The sequence below is a fragment of the Fischerella thermalis PCC 7521 genome, from assembly GCF_000317225.1.
Classification (GTDB): Bacteria; Cyanobacteriota; Cyanobacteriia; order Cyanobacteriales; family Nostocaceae; genus Fischerella; species Fischerella thermalis.
The window spans coordinates 48,043-62,303 of sequence record NZ_AJLL01000038.1; the positions used below are offsets into that span (position 1 = coordinate 48,043).

13 protein-coding genes and 1 tRNA gene are annotated in these 14,261 nt (G+C 42.3%); 6 read left to right on the forward strand and 8 right to left on the reverse strand.

Annotation, left to right across the window (positions count from 1 at the left end):
- Positions 1 to 23 precede the first annotated feature (23 nt).
- Positions 24 to 497: a hydrogenase maturation protease gene (locus tag UYK_RS0109620; RefSeq protein WP_009455859.1), complete on the reverse strand. Its 474-nt coding sequence runs from the start codon at positions 495 to 497 to the stop codon at positions 24 to 26.
- Positions 498 to 1,010: 513 nt separating this feature from the next.
- On the opposite strand from UYK_RS0109620, the gene UYK_RS0109625 reads away from it, so the two are divergent.
- From UYK_RS0109625 to UYK_RS0109635, 3 genes are all read left to right on the forward strand, one after another.
- Entirely contained in the window at positions 1,011 to 2,618 is a 1,608-nt protein-coding gene (locus UYK_RS0109625; protein ID WP_009455858.1) for an adenylate/guanylate cyclase domain-containing protein, read from the forward strand.
- Positions 2,619 to 2,876: 258 nt separating this feature from the next.
- Positions 2,877 to 4,244 (forward strand): NAD-dependent succinate-semialdehyde dehydrogenase, encoded by a 1,368-nt coding sequence (locus tag UYK_RS0109630; RefSeq protein ID WP_016871325.1) that lies wholly within the window; start codon positions 2,877 to 2,879, stop codon positions 4,242 to 4,244.
- 101 nt (positions 4,245 to 4,345) lie between these two features.
- On the forward strand, positions 4,346 to 5,989 hold the full coding sequence (locus UYK_RS0109635) for an acetolactate synthase large subunit (RefSeq protein ID WP_009455855.1): 1,644 nt from the start codon (positions 4,346 to 4,348) through the stop codon (positions 5,987 to 5,989).
- An 82-nt stretch (positions 5,990 to 6,071) separates the two neighbouring features.
- On the opposite strand, the gene UYK_RS0109640 is transcribed toward UYK_RS0109635, so the two are convergent.
- Positions 6,072 to 7,187 (reverse strand): ATP-dependent 6-phosphofructokinase, encoded by a 1,116-nt coding sequence (locus tag UYK_RS0109640; RefSeq protein WP_009455853.1) that lies wholly within the window; start codon positions 7,185 to 7,187, stop codon positions 6,072 to 6,074.
- A gap of 563 nt (positions 7,188 to 7,750) precedes the next feature.
- Here UYK_RS0109640 and UYK_RS0109645 point away from each other — a divergent pair.
- Positions 7,751 to 8,659 (forward strand): carbohydrate ABC transporter permease, encoded by a 909-nt coding sequence (locus tag UYK_RS0109645; protein ID WP_009455851.1) that lies wholly within the window; start codon positions 7,751 to 7,753, stop codon positions 8,657 to 8,659.
- Between the two features lie 191 nt (positions 8,660 to 8,850).
- On the opposite strand, the gene UYK_RS0109650 is transcribed toward UYK_RS0109645, so the two are convergent.
- Both UYK_RS0109650 and UYK_RS0109655 read right to left on the reverse strand, forming a co-directional pair.
- A complete protein-coding gene (locus UYK_RS0109650) occupies positions 8,851 to 9,372 on the reverse strand; it encodes a thermonuclease family protein (RefSeq protein WP_009455849.1) in 522 nt (173 codons plus the stop codon).
- A 136-nt stretch (positions 9,373 to 9,508) separates the two neighbouring features.
- A complete protein-coding gene (locus UYK_RS0109655; protein WP_009455847.1) occupies positions 9,509 to 9,877 on the reverse strand; it encodes a 2Fe-2S iron-sulfur cluster-binding protein in 369 nt (122 codons plus the stop codon).
- Between the two features lie 82 nt (positions 9,878 to 9,959).
- On the opposite strand from UYK_RS0109655, the gene UYK_RS0109660 reads away from it, so the two are divergent.
- Positions 9,960 to 10,046 (forward strand) — tRNA-Ser (locus tag UYK_RS0109660).
- A 228-nt stretch (positions 10,047 to 10,274) separates the two neighbouring features.
- Here the strand turns inward: UYK_RS0109660 and UYK_RS0109665 are convergent.
- Positions 10,275 to 10,640 carry a DUF1823 family protein gene (locus UYK_RS0109665; protein WP_009455846.1) on the reverse strand — a complete coding sequence of 122 codons (366 nt, stop codon included), beginning with the start codon at positions 10,638 to 10,640 and terminating at the stop codon, positions 10,275 to 10,277.
- 440 nt (positions 10,641 to 11,080) lie between these two features.
- On the opposite strand from UYK_RS0109665, the gene UYK_RS0109675 reads away from it, so the two are divergent.
- Entirely contained in the window at positions 11,081 to 11,365 is a 285-nt protein-coding gene (locus UYK_RS0109675) for an acylphosphatase (protein WP_016871326.1), read from the forward strand.
- A 287-nt stretch (positions 11,366 to 11,652) separates the two neighbouring features.
- On the opposite strand, the gene UYK_RS0109680 is transcribed toward UYK_RS0109675, so the two are convergent.
- The 3 genes from UYK_RS0109680 to UYK_RS0109685 all read right to left on the reverse strand — a co-directional run bounded on the left by UYK_RS0109680 (position 11,653) and on the right by UYK_RS0109685 (position 14,082).
- Positions 11,653 to 12,927, reverse strand: a complete 1,275-nt coding sequence (locus UYK_RS0109680; protein ID WP_016871327.1) for an MFS transporter — start codon at positions 12,925 to 12,927, stop codon at positions 11,653 to 11,655.
- A gap of 319 nt (positions 12,928 to 13,246) precedes the next feature.
- On the reverse strand, positions 13,247 to 13,480 hold the full coding sequence (locus UYK_RS26040) for a hypothetical protein (protein WP_131474228.1): 234 nt from the start codon (positions 13,478 to 13,480) through the stop codon (positions 13,247 to 13,249).
- A 134-nt stretch (positions 13,481 to 13,614) separates the two neighbouring features.
- On the reverse strand, positions 13,615 to 14,082 hold the full coding sequence (locus UYK_RS0109685) for a MarR family winged helix-turn-helix transcriptional regulator (protein WP_009455840.1): 468 nt from the start codon (positions 14,080 to 14,082) through the stop codon (positions 13,615 to 13,617).
- Positions 14,083 to 14,261: the final 179 nt, after the last annotated feature.

The following is a 14,261-nucleotide window of genomic DNA, read 5'->3' on the forward strand; positions in this document are numbered from 1 at the left end:
CACTGTGTAATGGGAAAAACCAATTACCTGCTATCTACAGTTTTGAGCAAATGATTGATTTGTTGCAGTGCTACTTCTATTTTCTGTTCCGCAACAGGTGATAGAGTTTCGCCCAATTCAAAGTTTACTCCTGGCACTGTTACCCACCATGCTTGCGGTGAGCGACCATAAAGAGCTTGTGTAAGTGCGAGTAGATAACTAGGGTTGCTGCTGTGTCCCATCGTTACAGTGGTATCGACAAGTTCTATAGGAGACACTTGCACATCCTGTTCCACTGTGGCAGGATACGCATCCACAAAGATAGCAACATCAAAATTGACCAGAATTTCAGCCAGTTCCGGAGTGAGTTGATGAACACACAATGTATACAAATTCGCAAGTTTCCAACTTGCTATCAAATTACTTACCCGTTGTCCTATACCATCATCACTACGCAGTTCGTTGCCGTAGCCAATCAATAGGATGGCTGGGTAAGCGTTAATGATAACATTGTCCATCGTTTTTGATGAAAATCCAAAGGCTGGTAGCACAACTCCTCTAAAGATAACTCAATCAAGACTTACGCAAGATCTGACCGAAAATCTTGTTCTTTGCGTAGTGGTAATTCATGAATTACCGCTACGCATTGTTACGTTTTGCGTAATTCCTATCAACCAAAGAATAGACTTGTTGCAAAAGTCCAATTAACCCCCCTCTGCGAAACCGCCGAGAGCGTGCCGTAGACGGGGTGAGGTGAATATCTAAAATAAATTACACCTTATTTAATCCACAATCCTTAGTTGTCGGAATGGCTTAGAGAGTGCCATAAAGAATAAGGGTTTAACTCTGGCATATCTCCTGCGCATGTTTTCAAGTTGGTAGTCTACAATTACTGGGGGTCTGAATCCCTTTGTAATTGGTTCCTTCTGCCGAACGGGCAAATGTTCGCCGGAACTTGCATGGCGACCGCTTTCGGGAACCTCCAAGGGCGCAGTGGCTCCTCTGTCTGCCTTTCTTCTTCAATCACAACTATGACTGAACTCAAACTGCGTTTACAACAGGGAAATACAGAAAGAACAGTAACAGTCAATCAAGATGTGTTCACTATTGGGCGATTACCGGAGTGTGATTTGTACTTGCCCTTTGGGGGGGTTTCCCGTTGGCACGCTCGTTTGCTCAAAACAGCTGCTGGCGTGTGGACAATTGAGGACATGGGCAGCAAAAATGGCACACAATTGAACGATCGCCTTGTCAGTTCTCCCCAACAGGTGCGTCACGGTGACATTATTTGGCTAGGAGATGTGAGTATGCTGGTACTGTTGGCGCAACCTGTGGAAACAGTTATACCTAAGCAGGTTGACACAGCCGAACACAGAACTATTTTTCACAACGTTAAACAATTGCAAGAGCAATGGATACAAGCTGATAGTGACAATGGTGATATCAGTAATAAAGATAAAAGTATTGCTCGCCTGAAAGATTTAGTTGATATAGCCAAAAATCTTTCGGCTGCGGCTTCTATGGAAGAAATTTTCTCTCAAGTTCAAGAAGTTGTTTTTCGTTACTTAGGTAGTATTGATCGTTTGGCATTATTAATTGATGTCAGTGGTGGTGGCAAATTAGAAATATTAAGTTCTGCGACTAGAAGCACCTGTCAACACGAAAATCTACCTAACGATGGCAGTTGGATCAGTCGTAGTATCTGTCAAAAAGTCTTTGAACAAAAAGTTGCGATTCAAACTGCTGATGCTCAACTTGACGAACGTTTTGCAGGCGAACACAGTATTTTGGTTAAAGACATTCGCAGCGCTATGGCTGTGCCTTTGTGGGATGAAAATAAGGTGGTGGGTGTGCTTTATGCCGATGCTCATCTTTCTTCCTACCATTGGGCAAAAGAAGGTGAAGAAGAACTCAGCTTTTTTTCCGCTTTGGCGAACCTTGTTGCTTCCAGTGTCCAACGTTGGTTATTAGCAGATAAACTCAAAAGTGAAGAAGTCATTCGTCATAGACTTGAACGCTATCACTCCCCGGCAGTTGTACAGCAGTTGATCGCAGTGGGAGCATTACCAGATGGACGCTTAGCCCCCCGAGAAAGTGAAATTAGTATTTTGTTTGCGGACATTGTAGGTTTTACTGCCATCTCCGAACGGTTCACTGCTAGAGAAATTGCAGAATTGCTCAATAAATTATTTGAGGAGATGTTAAAAGAAGTCTTTGCCTACGGCGGCACTTTAGATAAATATATTGGCGATTGCATCATGGCATTTTTTGGCGCTCCTGAACCACAATCAGATCACGCCGATCGCGCCGTGTCCGCAGCCTTGAAAATGCTCACGCGTCTGGAACATCTCAACACTAGTAACTTTTGGCAAGAACCACTGCAATTACGCATTGCCATTAACAGTGGTAAGGCTGTGGTTGGGGATGTGGGCAGTTCTCAAAGAGTAGATTACACAGCTCTAGGTGCGACGATAAATTTGGCTGCGCGTATGGAAGCCGTTTGTCCCCCTAGTGAGTGCGTCGTCAGTGAAGCCACTTACAAAATGCTTTCCCAACCTGCATACTTCCATGAAATGGGAGATTATCGGTTTAAAGGCATTAATCGCTTAGTTAAGGTGTATCAGACGAAATTGCATTAATTTGGTTGATGGTTGATTGTTGTTTGCTCCAATCAACAAACAACTACCAACAATCATTAATACATATAATTACTTAAGTGCTTGTATTTTTTTATGCATTTAGATTGCGAAAGATTAACATTTGCCAACCAAGTCTTGCCGAAAAGTCTAAAATCTTTATGGAAGCTAACAGTATGAACACGGGTAAGCATTTAGAATAGACCCTTTGCAAAAGTGACTTTTGCACTTTCTTAAATTATTTTTTACGGGAGGTTGGCTATGCCTATCGCCACCATTAACCCTGCCACAGGGGAATTACTCAAAAACTTTGAACCCCATAGTGATGCTGAAATCGCCGCCAAACTGGATTTGGCTCAACAAGCTTTTGAGCATTACCGTCAGACAAGTTTTTCCGAACGATCGCGTTGGCTTGACAAAGTTGCTGACATCCTTGAGCAAGAAAAAGCAGACTTGGCGAAGTTGATGACCCTAGAAATGGGCAAAACCTACAAAAGTGCGATCGCTGAAGTCGAAAAATGTGCTTGGGTTTGTCGTTACTACGCCGAACACGCCGCCCAATTTCTCGCTGATACCTACGTGGAAACCGATGCTACGAAAAGTTTTGTCAAATACCAGCCATTAGGTATTATCCTGGCAGTCATGCCGTGGAATTTTCCCTTTTGGCAAGTATTCCGGTTTGCAGCACCTGCACTGATGGCAGGAAATGTTGGCTTACTCAAACATGCTTCCAATGTACCACAATGTGCTTTAGCAATTGAGGAAATTATTCAGAAAGCTGGCTTTCCCACAGGTGTATTTCAAACTTTGTTAATCCCTGGTGCAAAAGTAGGCGATTTAATGAGTGATGACCGCATCAAAGCTGCTACCTTAACAGGCAGTGAACCAGCTGGCATATCACTTGCTGTTGCATCTGCTAAACAAATTAAAAAAACAGTTCTAGAATTGGGTGGCAGCGATCCATTTATTGTGTTAGAAAGTGCTGATTTGCAAGCAGCAGTTGCAGTTGCGACTACAGCAAGAATGCTCAATAACGGGCAATCTTGTATTGCTGCGAAACGCTTTATTCTCCAAGAAGCGATCGCAGATCAATTTGAAAAGCTACTGCTAGAAAAATACCAAGGGCTGAAAGTAGGCGATCCTATGCAACCAGACACTGATATCGGGCCACTAGCCACACCTGATATTCTCCGAGACCTGGAACAACAAGTGCAAACTTGTGTCAAAGCAGGGGCAAAAGTTCTGATTGGGGGACAGCCTTTGGCTGATCGTCCTGGTAACTTCTTTCCACCAACGATGATCACCGATCTTTCACCGGATAGTGCGATCGCCAAAGAAGAATTTTTTGGGCCAGTAGCTTTATTATTCCGCGTACCCGATATTGATGAAGCAATTAAACTAGCAAACGCTACACCCTTTGGATTGGGTGCAAGTGCTTGGACAACCAACTCCCAAGAACAACAGCGTTTTATTGATGAAATCGAAGCAGGCGCGGTATTTATCAATGGCATGGTGAAATCTGATCCCCGTATACCATTTGGCGGTATTAAACGTTCTGGGTATGGTAGGGAATTAGGTATCCAAGGTATACATGAGTTCGTCAACATTAAAACTGTGTGGGTTAAATAGTTGTTGGTTAGTTGTTGATGATTGTTTGTTGCTGGTTTTTCCTAACAACAAACGACAAAAAACAAACAACAACTAAATATTTTCGCTAGTGAGGAAGTTCAATGAATACAGCAGAGTTATTGGTAAGGTGCTTAGAAAATGAAGGGGTGCAATATGTTTTCGGACTCCCTGGCGAAGAAAACCTGCACGTTTTGGAAGCGATCAAACACTCCTCCATTCAATTTATTACCACTCGTCATGAACAAGGTGCAGCTTTCATGGCGGATGTCTACGGACGTCTGACAGGAAAAGCAGGAGTGTGTCTTTCAACTTTAGGACCAGGGGCAACAAACTTAATGACAGGGGTTGCGGATGCCAACCTCGATGGTGCGCCACTAGTGGCAATTACCGGACAAGTCGGAACAGATAGAATGCACATCGAATCCCATCAATATTTAGATTTGGTGGCTATGTTTGCTCCAGTAACTAAATGGAATAAACAGATTGTGCGACCTAGTATTACACCAGAAGTAGTGCGCAAAGCATTCAAAGTAGCGCAAAGTGAAAAACCAGGTGCAGTTCATATTGATCTACCAGAAAATATTGCTGCTATGCCAGTAGAAGGCAAACCCTTACATAAGGATAATATAGAAAAAACTTTTGCTTCTTTTGCTAGTATTCGGTCAGCCGCAGCCATAATTTCTCAGGCAGTGAATCCCATCATCTTAGTTGGAAACGGTGCAATTCGTGACCAAGCCAGCGACGCTGTTACTCAATTTGCCACCCAATTAAATATCCCTGTTGCCAACACATTTATGGGTAAAGGAGTAATTCCCTACACTCATCCTTTGGCTTTGTGGGCTGTAGGATTGCAACAACGGGATTTTATTACCTGTGGCTTTGATAACACAGATTTAGTCATAGCAATTGGCTATGATTTAATCGAATTCTCCCCGAAAAAATGGAATCCCGACGGTCAAATTCCCATAGTTCATATTGCTGCAACTCCAGCAGAAATAGATAGTAGTTATATTCCCAGCGTGGAAGTTGTTGGTGATATTTCCGATTCTCTCTATGAAATTTTAAAAGTAGCAGACCGCCAGGGTAAACCCAATCCTTACGCCATCAGTTTACGATCCAACATTCGTGCTGATTATGAACTATATGCCAAGGATGACGGGTTTCCAATTAAGCCCCAAAAAATCATTTATGACTTGCGTCAGGTTATGGGGCCAGAAGATATTGTCATTTCTGATGTCGGCGCACATAAAATGTGGATTGCTCGTCATTACCATTGTTATAGTCCCAATACTTGCATTATTTCTAATGGATTTGCAGCAATGGGGATTGCCATCCCCGGTGCAGTTGCAGCTAAACTTGTTCATCCTAATCGTAAAGTTGTGGCTGCAACAGGCGATGGTGGTTTTATGATGAATTGCCAAGAATTAGAAACTGCTTTGCGTGTTGGTACAGCATTTGTCACCTTAATTTTTAATGATGGTGGCTACGGCTTAATTGAGTGGAAACAAGAAAATCAATTTGGTAAAGGTAGATCATCCTTTGTGCATTTTGGCAACCCCGATTTTGTCAAATTAGCAGAAAGTATGGGATTAAAAGGCTATCGCGTAGAAGACGCTACCGAATTAGTTCCCATTCTTAAAGAAGCCCTCGCTCAAGATGTCCCAGCAGTGATAGATTGCCCTGTAGACTATCGGGAAAACATTCGCTTTACTCAAAAAGCCGGCGAATTAAATTGTGTGCTGTAAATCACAATACGGTTCAGTTCAGGATTTTTAGTACAAAAATTAACCTGTAGAGACGCTTCAAACAGCGCTTCTCTACAAGGGATTATGGTCTTATCTGAACCGTATTGGGGTAAATACAATTGCGATCGCCAATTTCCTCCCCCACGTAAATACCTAATGCACGCGCTGTTTGTACTAAGTAATGATTGGGAGCTACACATAAAGGACTTTGAGCAACAACTACTTCCAACGCTACTGCTTCGACTTGTCCGTTTCGCCATGTAACCATCTTTGCTGTTTCTCCGGCTGCTAGCAAATCTACTGCTGCTTTACCGAATGCAGTTGCAACCAATCGGTCTAAGGCTGTAGGAATTCCACCGCGTTGGATGTGTCCCAACACAGAAACTCGAATATCAAGTTGATCGTGACTGCAACTGCGAATTTCATTGGCTATGTATTGTCCCATTCCACATGAGGGTGTTGGAGATGATGTGTCGCAGCAAGAATCGTTGGCGACTTGTGCGCCTTCAGCAACCACGACAATAGCAAACTGACGTCCCCACACATCTCGTAATTCTTTTAGGTGCGAGCAAATACCTTGTATTGAATAGGGAATTTCCGGAATTAAAATCACATCTGCTCCCCCTGCAATTCCCGCTTGCAATGCCAAATGTCCGGCTGTGCGTCCCATCACCTCCACAATCATCACGCGATCGTGACTAGCTGCTGTGAAAGTTAGTCGATTTAAGGCATCCACAATTGTATTCACAGCAGTATCAAATCCAACAACACGTTCTGTTTGCGCGACATCATTATCAATTGTCTTAGGAATACCGATAAATTGCCAGTTGCCTCTTGCTTGCAATTGATTGAGAATTGAGAGACTGCCATCTCCACCAATACCAATTAGAGCGTCTAACTCCAACGCATGATAGCTTGCCACAATTTCATCAATATGGGCTAAAGTATCCCCTTTGTTAATACTACCAAGAATCGTTCCACCCATATTCAGTAATGGATCAATACCGCGCAAGTCTAAACTATGCAACGATAGAGGAACCGTTTTTCTCTCTAGTAGTCCCTTCGTTGCATAGGGAATGCCTAATACTTGCCAGTTGTAAGTAAGTCTTGCGTGACTAACAACTGCTCGAATGACAGCGTTCAATCCAGGACAGTCGCCACCACTGGTAAGAATGCCAAGTCTTTTTTGCGTTTTCATTGTGACTTAACCCCAAGCAATCTCCTACAACCAGTCATATCATGTCCGTTTAAAGACTTATCATATCTGTGAAGGCCGGTAATTGGTAATTGGTAATGGGTAATGGGTAATGGGAAAAATCAATACCTAATGCCCAACTGCATCAGAATAATATCGTAAGTAATTAGCCGGACTTGATATAACTCCAACAGCTTCGCCACTCTCCGTTTCATCGAAGCACAATCATTCCTTCTCAATCATTCTAGTTTGATGTGACCGATGGCTAACAAAAATATGAATGAGAGCGATCGCTATGAAACATCTAAGATGTGTAATTAATTTTGTCTAACGCACTTTGTACAATTTGAGACGATTTGTTGGACATAATATGGCACTTAGGGATATCTAAAAAATAAAATATCGGTTCCCGATCAAAAATATTTTGGCTGAACCCAACAACTGATACTAACTCCCTTTAATGTCAAACATATTTGTGTTGTACCAGAAGTGCCATGGCATGTCTGGTACAACATTTAAATGTATCGTGATTAACGTGAAATAGTACAAGTCAAGCGTAAAAACCTATGACTTCACAAAAGTCCACTCTAAAGTTGACATCGAAAAATTGGATTTTTATCAATCAGCAACTGACACCTTACCTATTCTTGCTACCTGCTTTAGTAATTCTGGTACTCACCGTCTTTTGGCCCGCACTACAAGCGTTTTACCTCAGCTTTACCCGTTACGAATACGATTTAACCCAAACACCCACATGGATTGGTTTTGCTAATTTCCGTCGCCTATGGGTTGATCCTGTTTTTTGGCAAACCCTAGTCAACACTATGCTGTATCTAGTAGTTGTTGTACCGATTTTAGTAATCGCCCCCTTAGCACTGGCAATTTTAGTCAATCAAAAACTGCAAGGAATGCATTGGTTTCGAACTGCTTACTATACCCCCGTGGTAATTTCGATGATAGTGGCAGGAATTGCTTGGCGATGGTTGTATGCGGAAAACGGCTTACTCAACCAATTACTCAAAGGCATTTTCCCAGAGGGAATTCCTTGGCTAACCAGTCCCCGCTTTGCCCTTTTGAGTGTTATGGCTGTGACTGTCTGGAAAGGATTAGGCTACTACATGGTGATTTATCTAGCTGGGTTACAATCGATACCGAATGATGTATACGAAGCAGCAGCAATTGATGGCTCTGATGGCATCTACAAACACTGGGATATCACTTTACCCTTGATGAAACCTTACCTAGCTTTAGTCGGGGTAATTTCAGCAATATCCGCTACCAAAGTATTTGAAGAAGTATACATTATGACTCAAGGCGGGCCACGTAATAGCTCCAAAACAATAGTCTATTACCTCTATGAACAAGCATTTAATAATTTAGAAATTAGCTATGCCTGTACAATTGGGCTGGTACTGTTTTTGATCATTCTAGGATTGTCAATTTTGCGACTATCAATTAGTGGTACTAGTGCTTGAACCTCGTCAAAAGAATTCGGTCTCACCCCATGCATAAATGTATACGCTACCCCTGTTAAAGTATTAGTCTTAAAATGAATTTTTCTTGGTGTCTTGGTGTCTTAGTGGTTCAAAGATTATCTTTTTCACCACTAAGACACTAAGACACAAAGAATTTCATAGTGTTTTGTGTGCTATTGTAGGATTCCTACTCATCGATTCTGACGGCGAAATTCAGCAGGTGTGAAACGCATGGGTTTTTCTGGGTTCCAAATGCCCAGTCCCATGATTCTCGCCCACTGTTGGGCGCGTTCTAAACGTTGATCATATTTGTGGTTAGGCGATCGCCCCACAAACAAAGCCTGACCTTCTTTCACCAATTGTTCATTCAACAAAACTTTATCTTTCCACACATAAGCCAAAGTCCGTCCAAATTTATCTTGTCTTTCCACATCAAACTCCAGTGTCACGGAATCTCCTTGAATTAGTGCTTGCAAGTGTTCTTTTGCTGCATTTCCCCAAGGACGTTGTTGCAAATCCGGTGCGTCAATACCCAGCAGACGCACTTGGGAAATTAAGTTGGGTTGATCGCCCATCCCAAACACTTCTATGGTTTGCCCACTAACAACCTGTGCAACCTTGACCTGTACCTGTGCATTTTCGGAAGATTTGCTTCGGGGTTGACAAGCAGCTACTAAGAGTAATATGCAAAATAAAATTACAATTTTTTTCATTTGTTTGATTTAGTGGTTGGTGGGTAGAGATACGATGTTCCTTGTTTCTGTACATTAGTAGTTAGTGGTAATTCCTCTAACCCTCACACTCCCTATTACCCCTAATTCCCTAATCCCCACCAGGCAACCCCAATCCCTACTCCTCATCTAACGGCAAACCTGCCTGTACCCTCCCCTTACCAAAATAGCGCCCGAATTGGAGTTCATAGACTTCATCTTCGTCTTGTGTCTCTACTTCCAAGTCGGAACGGGCATAACTGACGCACAATAGTGCATAGCCTTGCTGACGTAATTCTAGAGATAGCCCTACTGCTTCCGGTTGGTAAATTTCTCCTTTGAGTACTCGTACAGCACAGGTGGTACAAGCTCCATTGCGACAAGAAAAGGGCAGTTCTTTCCCTTGTTTTTCACAACTGTGCAGGATGTAGCGGTCATCAGGTACTTCTAAAGTGTGTTTTATGCCTTTGGCGCGATCATGAACTGTGATTGTATATGTCTGGGACATGTTGATTTTGGATTTAAGATTTTTTGAGTAATTTGATTGCAGTTTATAGAAGTATATTGTATAATTGTAGATCGTGATGCCTGGAGAGATGGCCGAGTGGTTGAAGGCGCAGCACTGGAAATGCTGTTTGGGGGCAACTTCAACGAGGGTTCGAATCCCTCTCTCTCCGTTAAATTAAGAACTTCGGCAATCAGTAGTTTTTAAACTGGTTAAATTGGGTGAATGGGTTGAAGTGATCGAAAACAGTCGTGCTGTCACTTTCAAGATTGTCGCACACCCGTTAGGATGAGGGCGATCGCTTGTTAGTTTTGCCATCCCAACGCCTATTTTGCTTCAGGTTTAAGTGTTGCAGGGAAGGCACTAATCGGCGCCGATAAGTTGCGATCGCCTTGTTGTACTAGCTTTTTTGTTCCATATAACTCAATAACCAATTAGCTGCTGTTGCTCTGCGAGTTTGTCGAGGGCCAAATTCCCCAATTTTATAACCTTTAAAACCCAGCTTTTCTTTGAGTATTTGTTTGTATTCTGTTGGTATAGAACGAGTCAATTTGACTGTTGCGGGACGACTCTCTATAAAATCGGGCGGTTGTGGATATTCATCTCGCCACTCGGCAGATACTTCCTGATTATCCCACTTTGCTGTTACTGGATCATAGCGATAACCCAAGCAATGCCATACTAATTGATTAACTGTAGCGTCATCAATTTCTTCATTGAGAATTGCCCAAATGGTATCTGTGTTCAGTGGTGGCAAATTAGACATAAGCAATTCAAAATTCAAGCAAAATAAAAGGATTTGGACTTTTACAAGCAGTCCACTGTCTAGGTTAGTTAGATCAATACCCAGAGATAGGGATGATTTTATCTCTATTTATCCCTACCGGAAGATTTATCTACCAAAACTATTTTTGAAACTCAGTCTCAACTAAGTTTAAGCTAGGAGAACGATTATGGCACTCGGTGATTTGTTCGGTAATATAATGGGCGGCAAGCAAAGACGTCGTGATGATGAGCGAGAATACCGCGATCGCGACGACGAAGACGATGAGGATCGCGATTAAATCAGTGAGCAGTTATCAATAAAGATAAACTGATAACTGCTCACAGATAACTGATAATTGTTAAAAGCTGCATTGTTTATCCACAAAGCATGTAGACTGGAAATCGTAAAGAATATGCCGGTCAATGCAGAATCCTACACAGATGTCGCAGTCAATCCGCGCCCATTTATTTATTTCTGGCAGAGTTCAAGGCGTAGGTTATCGTTTTGCCACCCTCGATACAGCTAGTCAGCTTGGATTAAGTGGTTGGGTGCGAAATCTCCCCGATGGTCGCGTGGAAGCTGTTTTTGAAGGTGTGCAGGAAGTTGTAGAAGAAATGATTCGCTGGTGTCATCAAGGACCACCAGCAGCGATGGTAAAAGATGTTGTAGTGGAATATGAAAAACCGGAGGGATTGAACAGGTTTGAAGTTAGGCGTTTTGAGTAACTGTTGTCTTTAATGTCGACATTAACAATACTGGCTAAACCAAAGTTAAGTCCTCTCAATAGCTGCAAATTAATAAATGGCTGTCTACGAGTTAATTCAATCCAGAAAATTTGTTTAGCCACAGTAGTACTCCGATGAGAAAATTGTAGGAGTAAGAAAATATTAAATAATCGAATGAAGATAGAGTAGAAAAATATTAAGTTATCTCTTGAATAGAGATTTAACTTGAATTAGGTTATTTCAGTATCTACAAAAACTGTCTCAAAAAATTATTACATTCCAAAATTTTAATGTACCTTACTAGATATAATTCCTATTTCTACATAAATTGGACGTATCAATTGCCTTAAACTAGGCAATTTTTTCATAAAATATATAGAACCTAAAATACAAACTACTCCATCAATAATTAACGTATTGGTCGCACCAATAAGATCAGCTAAGGCTCCTCCTAATAAATTACCAAGAGGGATAGTTCCCAAAAACGACATTGTCAATAAACTCATTACTCGTCCACGCTTTTCATCTTCAACAATTGTTTGTAAAACTGTATTGCCAGCAGCAACTTGGAAAATTGTTCCCAAGCCAACAAATAACATTGTGAATAAAGAAAGTGGTAAATAACGCGACAAGGAGAAAGTTATTAACCCAATTCCTAAAATTGCCGGTCCTACAACAATTAATCTCCCAAGCCCTAAGATACTTTTACGTGATGCCAAATAAATTCCACCTGCTAAGGCTCCAACACCAGAAGCTGCCATTAAAAATCCCAATGTTTCTGCACTTCCTTGTAATATCTTTTCAGCAAAAACTGGAACAAGAACAGTATATTGCAATCCAAAAAAGCTAACTAAAGCTGATAGTAACAAGAGCGCCCGAATGGGAGCAAAGCCAAAAGCGTATAAAAATCCCTCTTTAATTTGTTGTAAGGGATTACTCATGCTTGCTATAGTTTTTTGAGGCTTAATTCTCATTGCTAATAAAGCAATGATGACGGCAATATAACTAAGACCATCAATTAAAAAACAATAAGCAGCACCAACACCAGCCACTAACAAACCACCGATCGCAGGTCCTACTAACCGCGCTCCATTAAACATTGTAGAGTTAATGGCGATCGCATTGGCTAAGTCTTCTTGACGTTCTACCAAATCCACCACAAACGCCTGTCGTGCGGGTGCATCAAAAGCACTAATAATTCCTTGGAACAAACTCAAAACAATGATGTGCCAAATATGAATTACACCAGTGAGCGCCAAGATCGCTAACGCCAATGACTGGATCATTGACAATATTTGGGTGCCAATTAAGGTACGATGACGGGAAAAACGATCCACAAATACGCCACCAAAAGGAGCAAGAATGAAGCTAGGAATTTGACTGCTAAATCCCACAAGCCCTAGCATTAGAGGCGATTGGGTTAAGCTATAAACTAACCAAATTGTGGCAGTTTGTGTCATCCATGTTCCAATCAAAGAGATACCTTGTCCAGCAAAAAACAGACGGTAATTTCTTGACCTTAATGCTGGTAATAGCACCTGTTTTTGGGTTTGTGTTTTCATGCAATTTAATCAATAGTTGTACCTAATTGACGATAATGAAAAGATTTCATCCTCACCCCTCTCCGTTGATGGAGACAACAGGATTCTTCAGGAAGCAGTTATTGTTTGTTTGCTGAATTGATTAGGTGCTAAATAGTTCGTACCCGTAATTTCTTGGAAAAAACTAATGTTACTACACCTAATCGGGTGATATATGTCTACTCATAAAGAAAGATTAAGGTTAGTAGGGGCGAAGCATTTGTACGAAGATATTTCATCTTAGACAAGGATATCCATACAAATGCTACCCTTCGGGAAGCCCTACTCTACGAGAAGCCGCTTACGCGTCTACGGGTTCGCAGTCGCTGATGGGGGACTCGGGACCCCCACGACCGACAGGGAGGAGCCAGTGCGGTGGTGAGGCAGCGCGGTCTTGGGGGTTTCCCCCATGAGCGACTGCCGAAAGGGTTCCCCGGCATAAAGCACGTGGCGTCACCTGGCGTTGGGGATTGGGGGCTAGGGGTCCCCTTTGGGGTTGGGGGAGGAACCCCCTGCGTACCCGTCGCTGTCTCACCGCTTGCGCGTCTACGCCCGTACAGTAGTTAGTGGTTAGTGATTGTAGAGACGTGCCATGGCACGTCTCTACATTGGTTAGTGGTTGGTGGTTATTTCCCCATCACCCCATCACCCTTGTCCCTGATCCCCGACTCATGACAAATTCGCGATCGCCTGATTAATAATGCGGGCAAACTGTTCGCGTTCAGCGTGGGAAATACCTTGCATAGCTTGTTCACGCACTTCCACAGCCAGATCGGGCAGAATCGTTTCTAGTTCTTTACCAGCATCAGTCAACCAAATCCGCCAGATGCGGCGATCGCGAGAATCTCGTTCTCGACGAACTAAACCCCGTTCTTCCATCCGATCCAGTACGCCTGTCAACGTACCTCCGACTTGTTTGAGCCTTTCCCCAATAGTCGAAGTAGGTAAACCGTCTTCCTCCCATAAACAACATAAAATTACCCAGTGAAAGGGAGTCAAACCGTAGGGTTCCAGACGTTCTGTAAACTTGCGGTAGAGGAGTTGAGATAGCAATTTAATCCGATAGCCAAGATTGTATGGCGCTCTAGTTTGCTGCCACGACTCCAAAGCCACAGAATTTTTAGATGTAGGAACCATTAGAAAAAAATACTTAGCGTGCGTACTATTATCATAGCACTTATTTTTGTGAACTTATCATTGGTCAATTGTTATACCATTTCACAAAATTTTTGATACAAATTCTCTCCCTTGTCTTCCTTGTCCTCCTTGTCTCCTTAGCCACCAAATGTATCAGACTTATAGTGAAACGGTATTAG

Coding starts and splice junctions, on each gene's coding strand:
- UYK_RS0109665 (WP_009455846.1), bottom strand. CDS start 10,640: ATGTCTAATTTGCCACCACTGAACACAGATACCATTTGGGCAATTCTC.
- UYK_RS0109680 (WP_016871327.1), bottom strand. CDS start 12,927: ATGAAAACACAAACCCAAAAACAGGTGCTATTACCAGCATTAAGGTCA.
- UYK_RS0109675 (WP_016871326.1), top strand. CDS start 11,081: ATGTCGCAGTCAATCCGCGCCCATTTATTTATTTCTGGCAGAGTTCAA.
- UYK_RS0109640 (WP_009455853.1), bottom strand. CDS start 7,187: ATGAAAACGCAAAAAAGACTTGGCATTCTTACCAGTGGTGGCGACTGT.
- UYK_RS0109650 (WP_009455849.1), bottom strand. CDS start 9,372: ATGAAAAAAATTGTAATTTTATTTTGCATATTACTCTTAGTAGCTGCT.
- UYK_RS0109635 (WP_009455855.1), top strand. CDS start 4,346: ATGAATACAGCAGAGTTATTGGTAAGGTGCTTAGAAAATGAAGGGGTG.
- UYK_RS0109645 (WP_009455851.1), top strand. CDS start 7,751: ATGACTTCACAAAAGTCCACTCTAAAGTTGACATCGAAAAATTGGATT.
- UYK_RS0109630 (WP_016871325.1), top strand. CDS start 2,877: ATGCCTATCGCCACCATTAACCCTGCCACAGGGGAATTACTCAAAAAC.
- UYK_RS0109655 (WP_009455847.1), bottom strand. CDS start 9,877: ATGTCCCAGACATATACAATCACAGTTCATGATCGCGCCAAAGGCATA.
- UYK_RS0109625 (WP_009455858.1), top strand. CDS start 1,011: ATGACTGAACTCAAACTGCGTTTACAACAGGGAAATACAGAAAGAACA.
- UYK_RS0109620 (WP_009455859.1), bottom strand. CDS start 497: ATGGACAATGTTATCATTAACGCTTACCCAGCCATCCTATTGATTGGC.
- UYK_RS0109685 (WP_009455840.1), bottom strand. CDS start 14,082: ATGGTTCCTACATCTAAAAATTCTGTGGCTTTGGAGTCGTGGCAGCAA.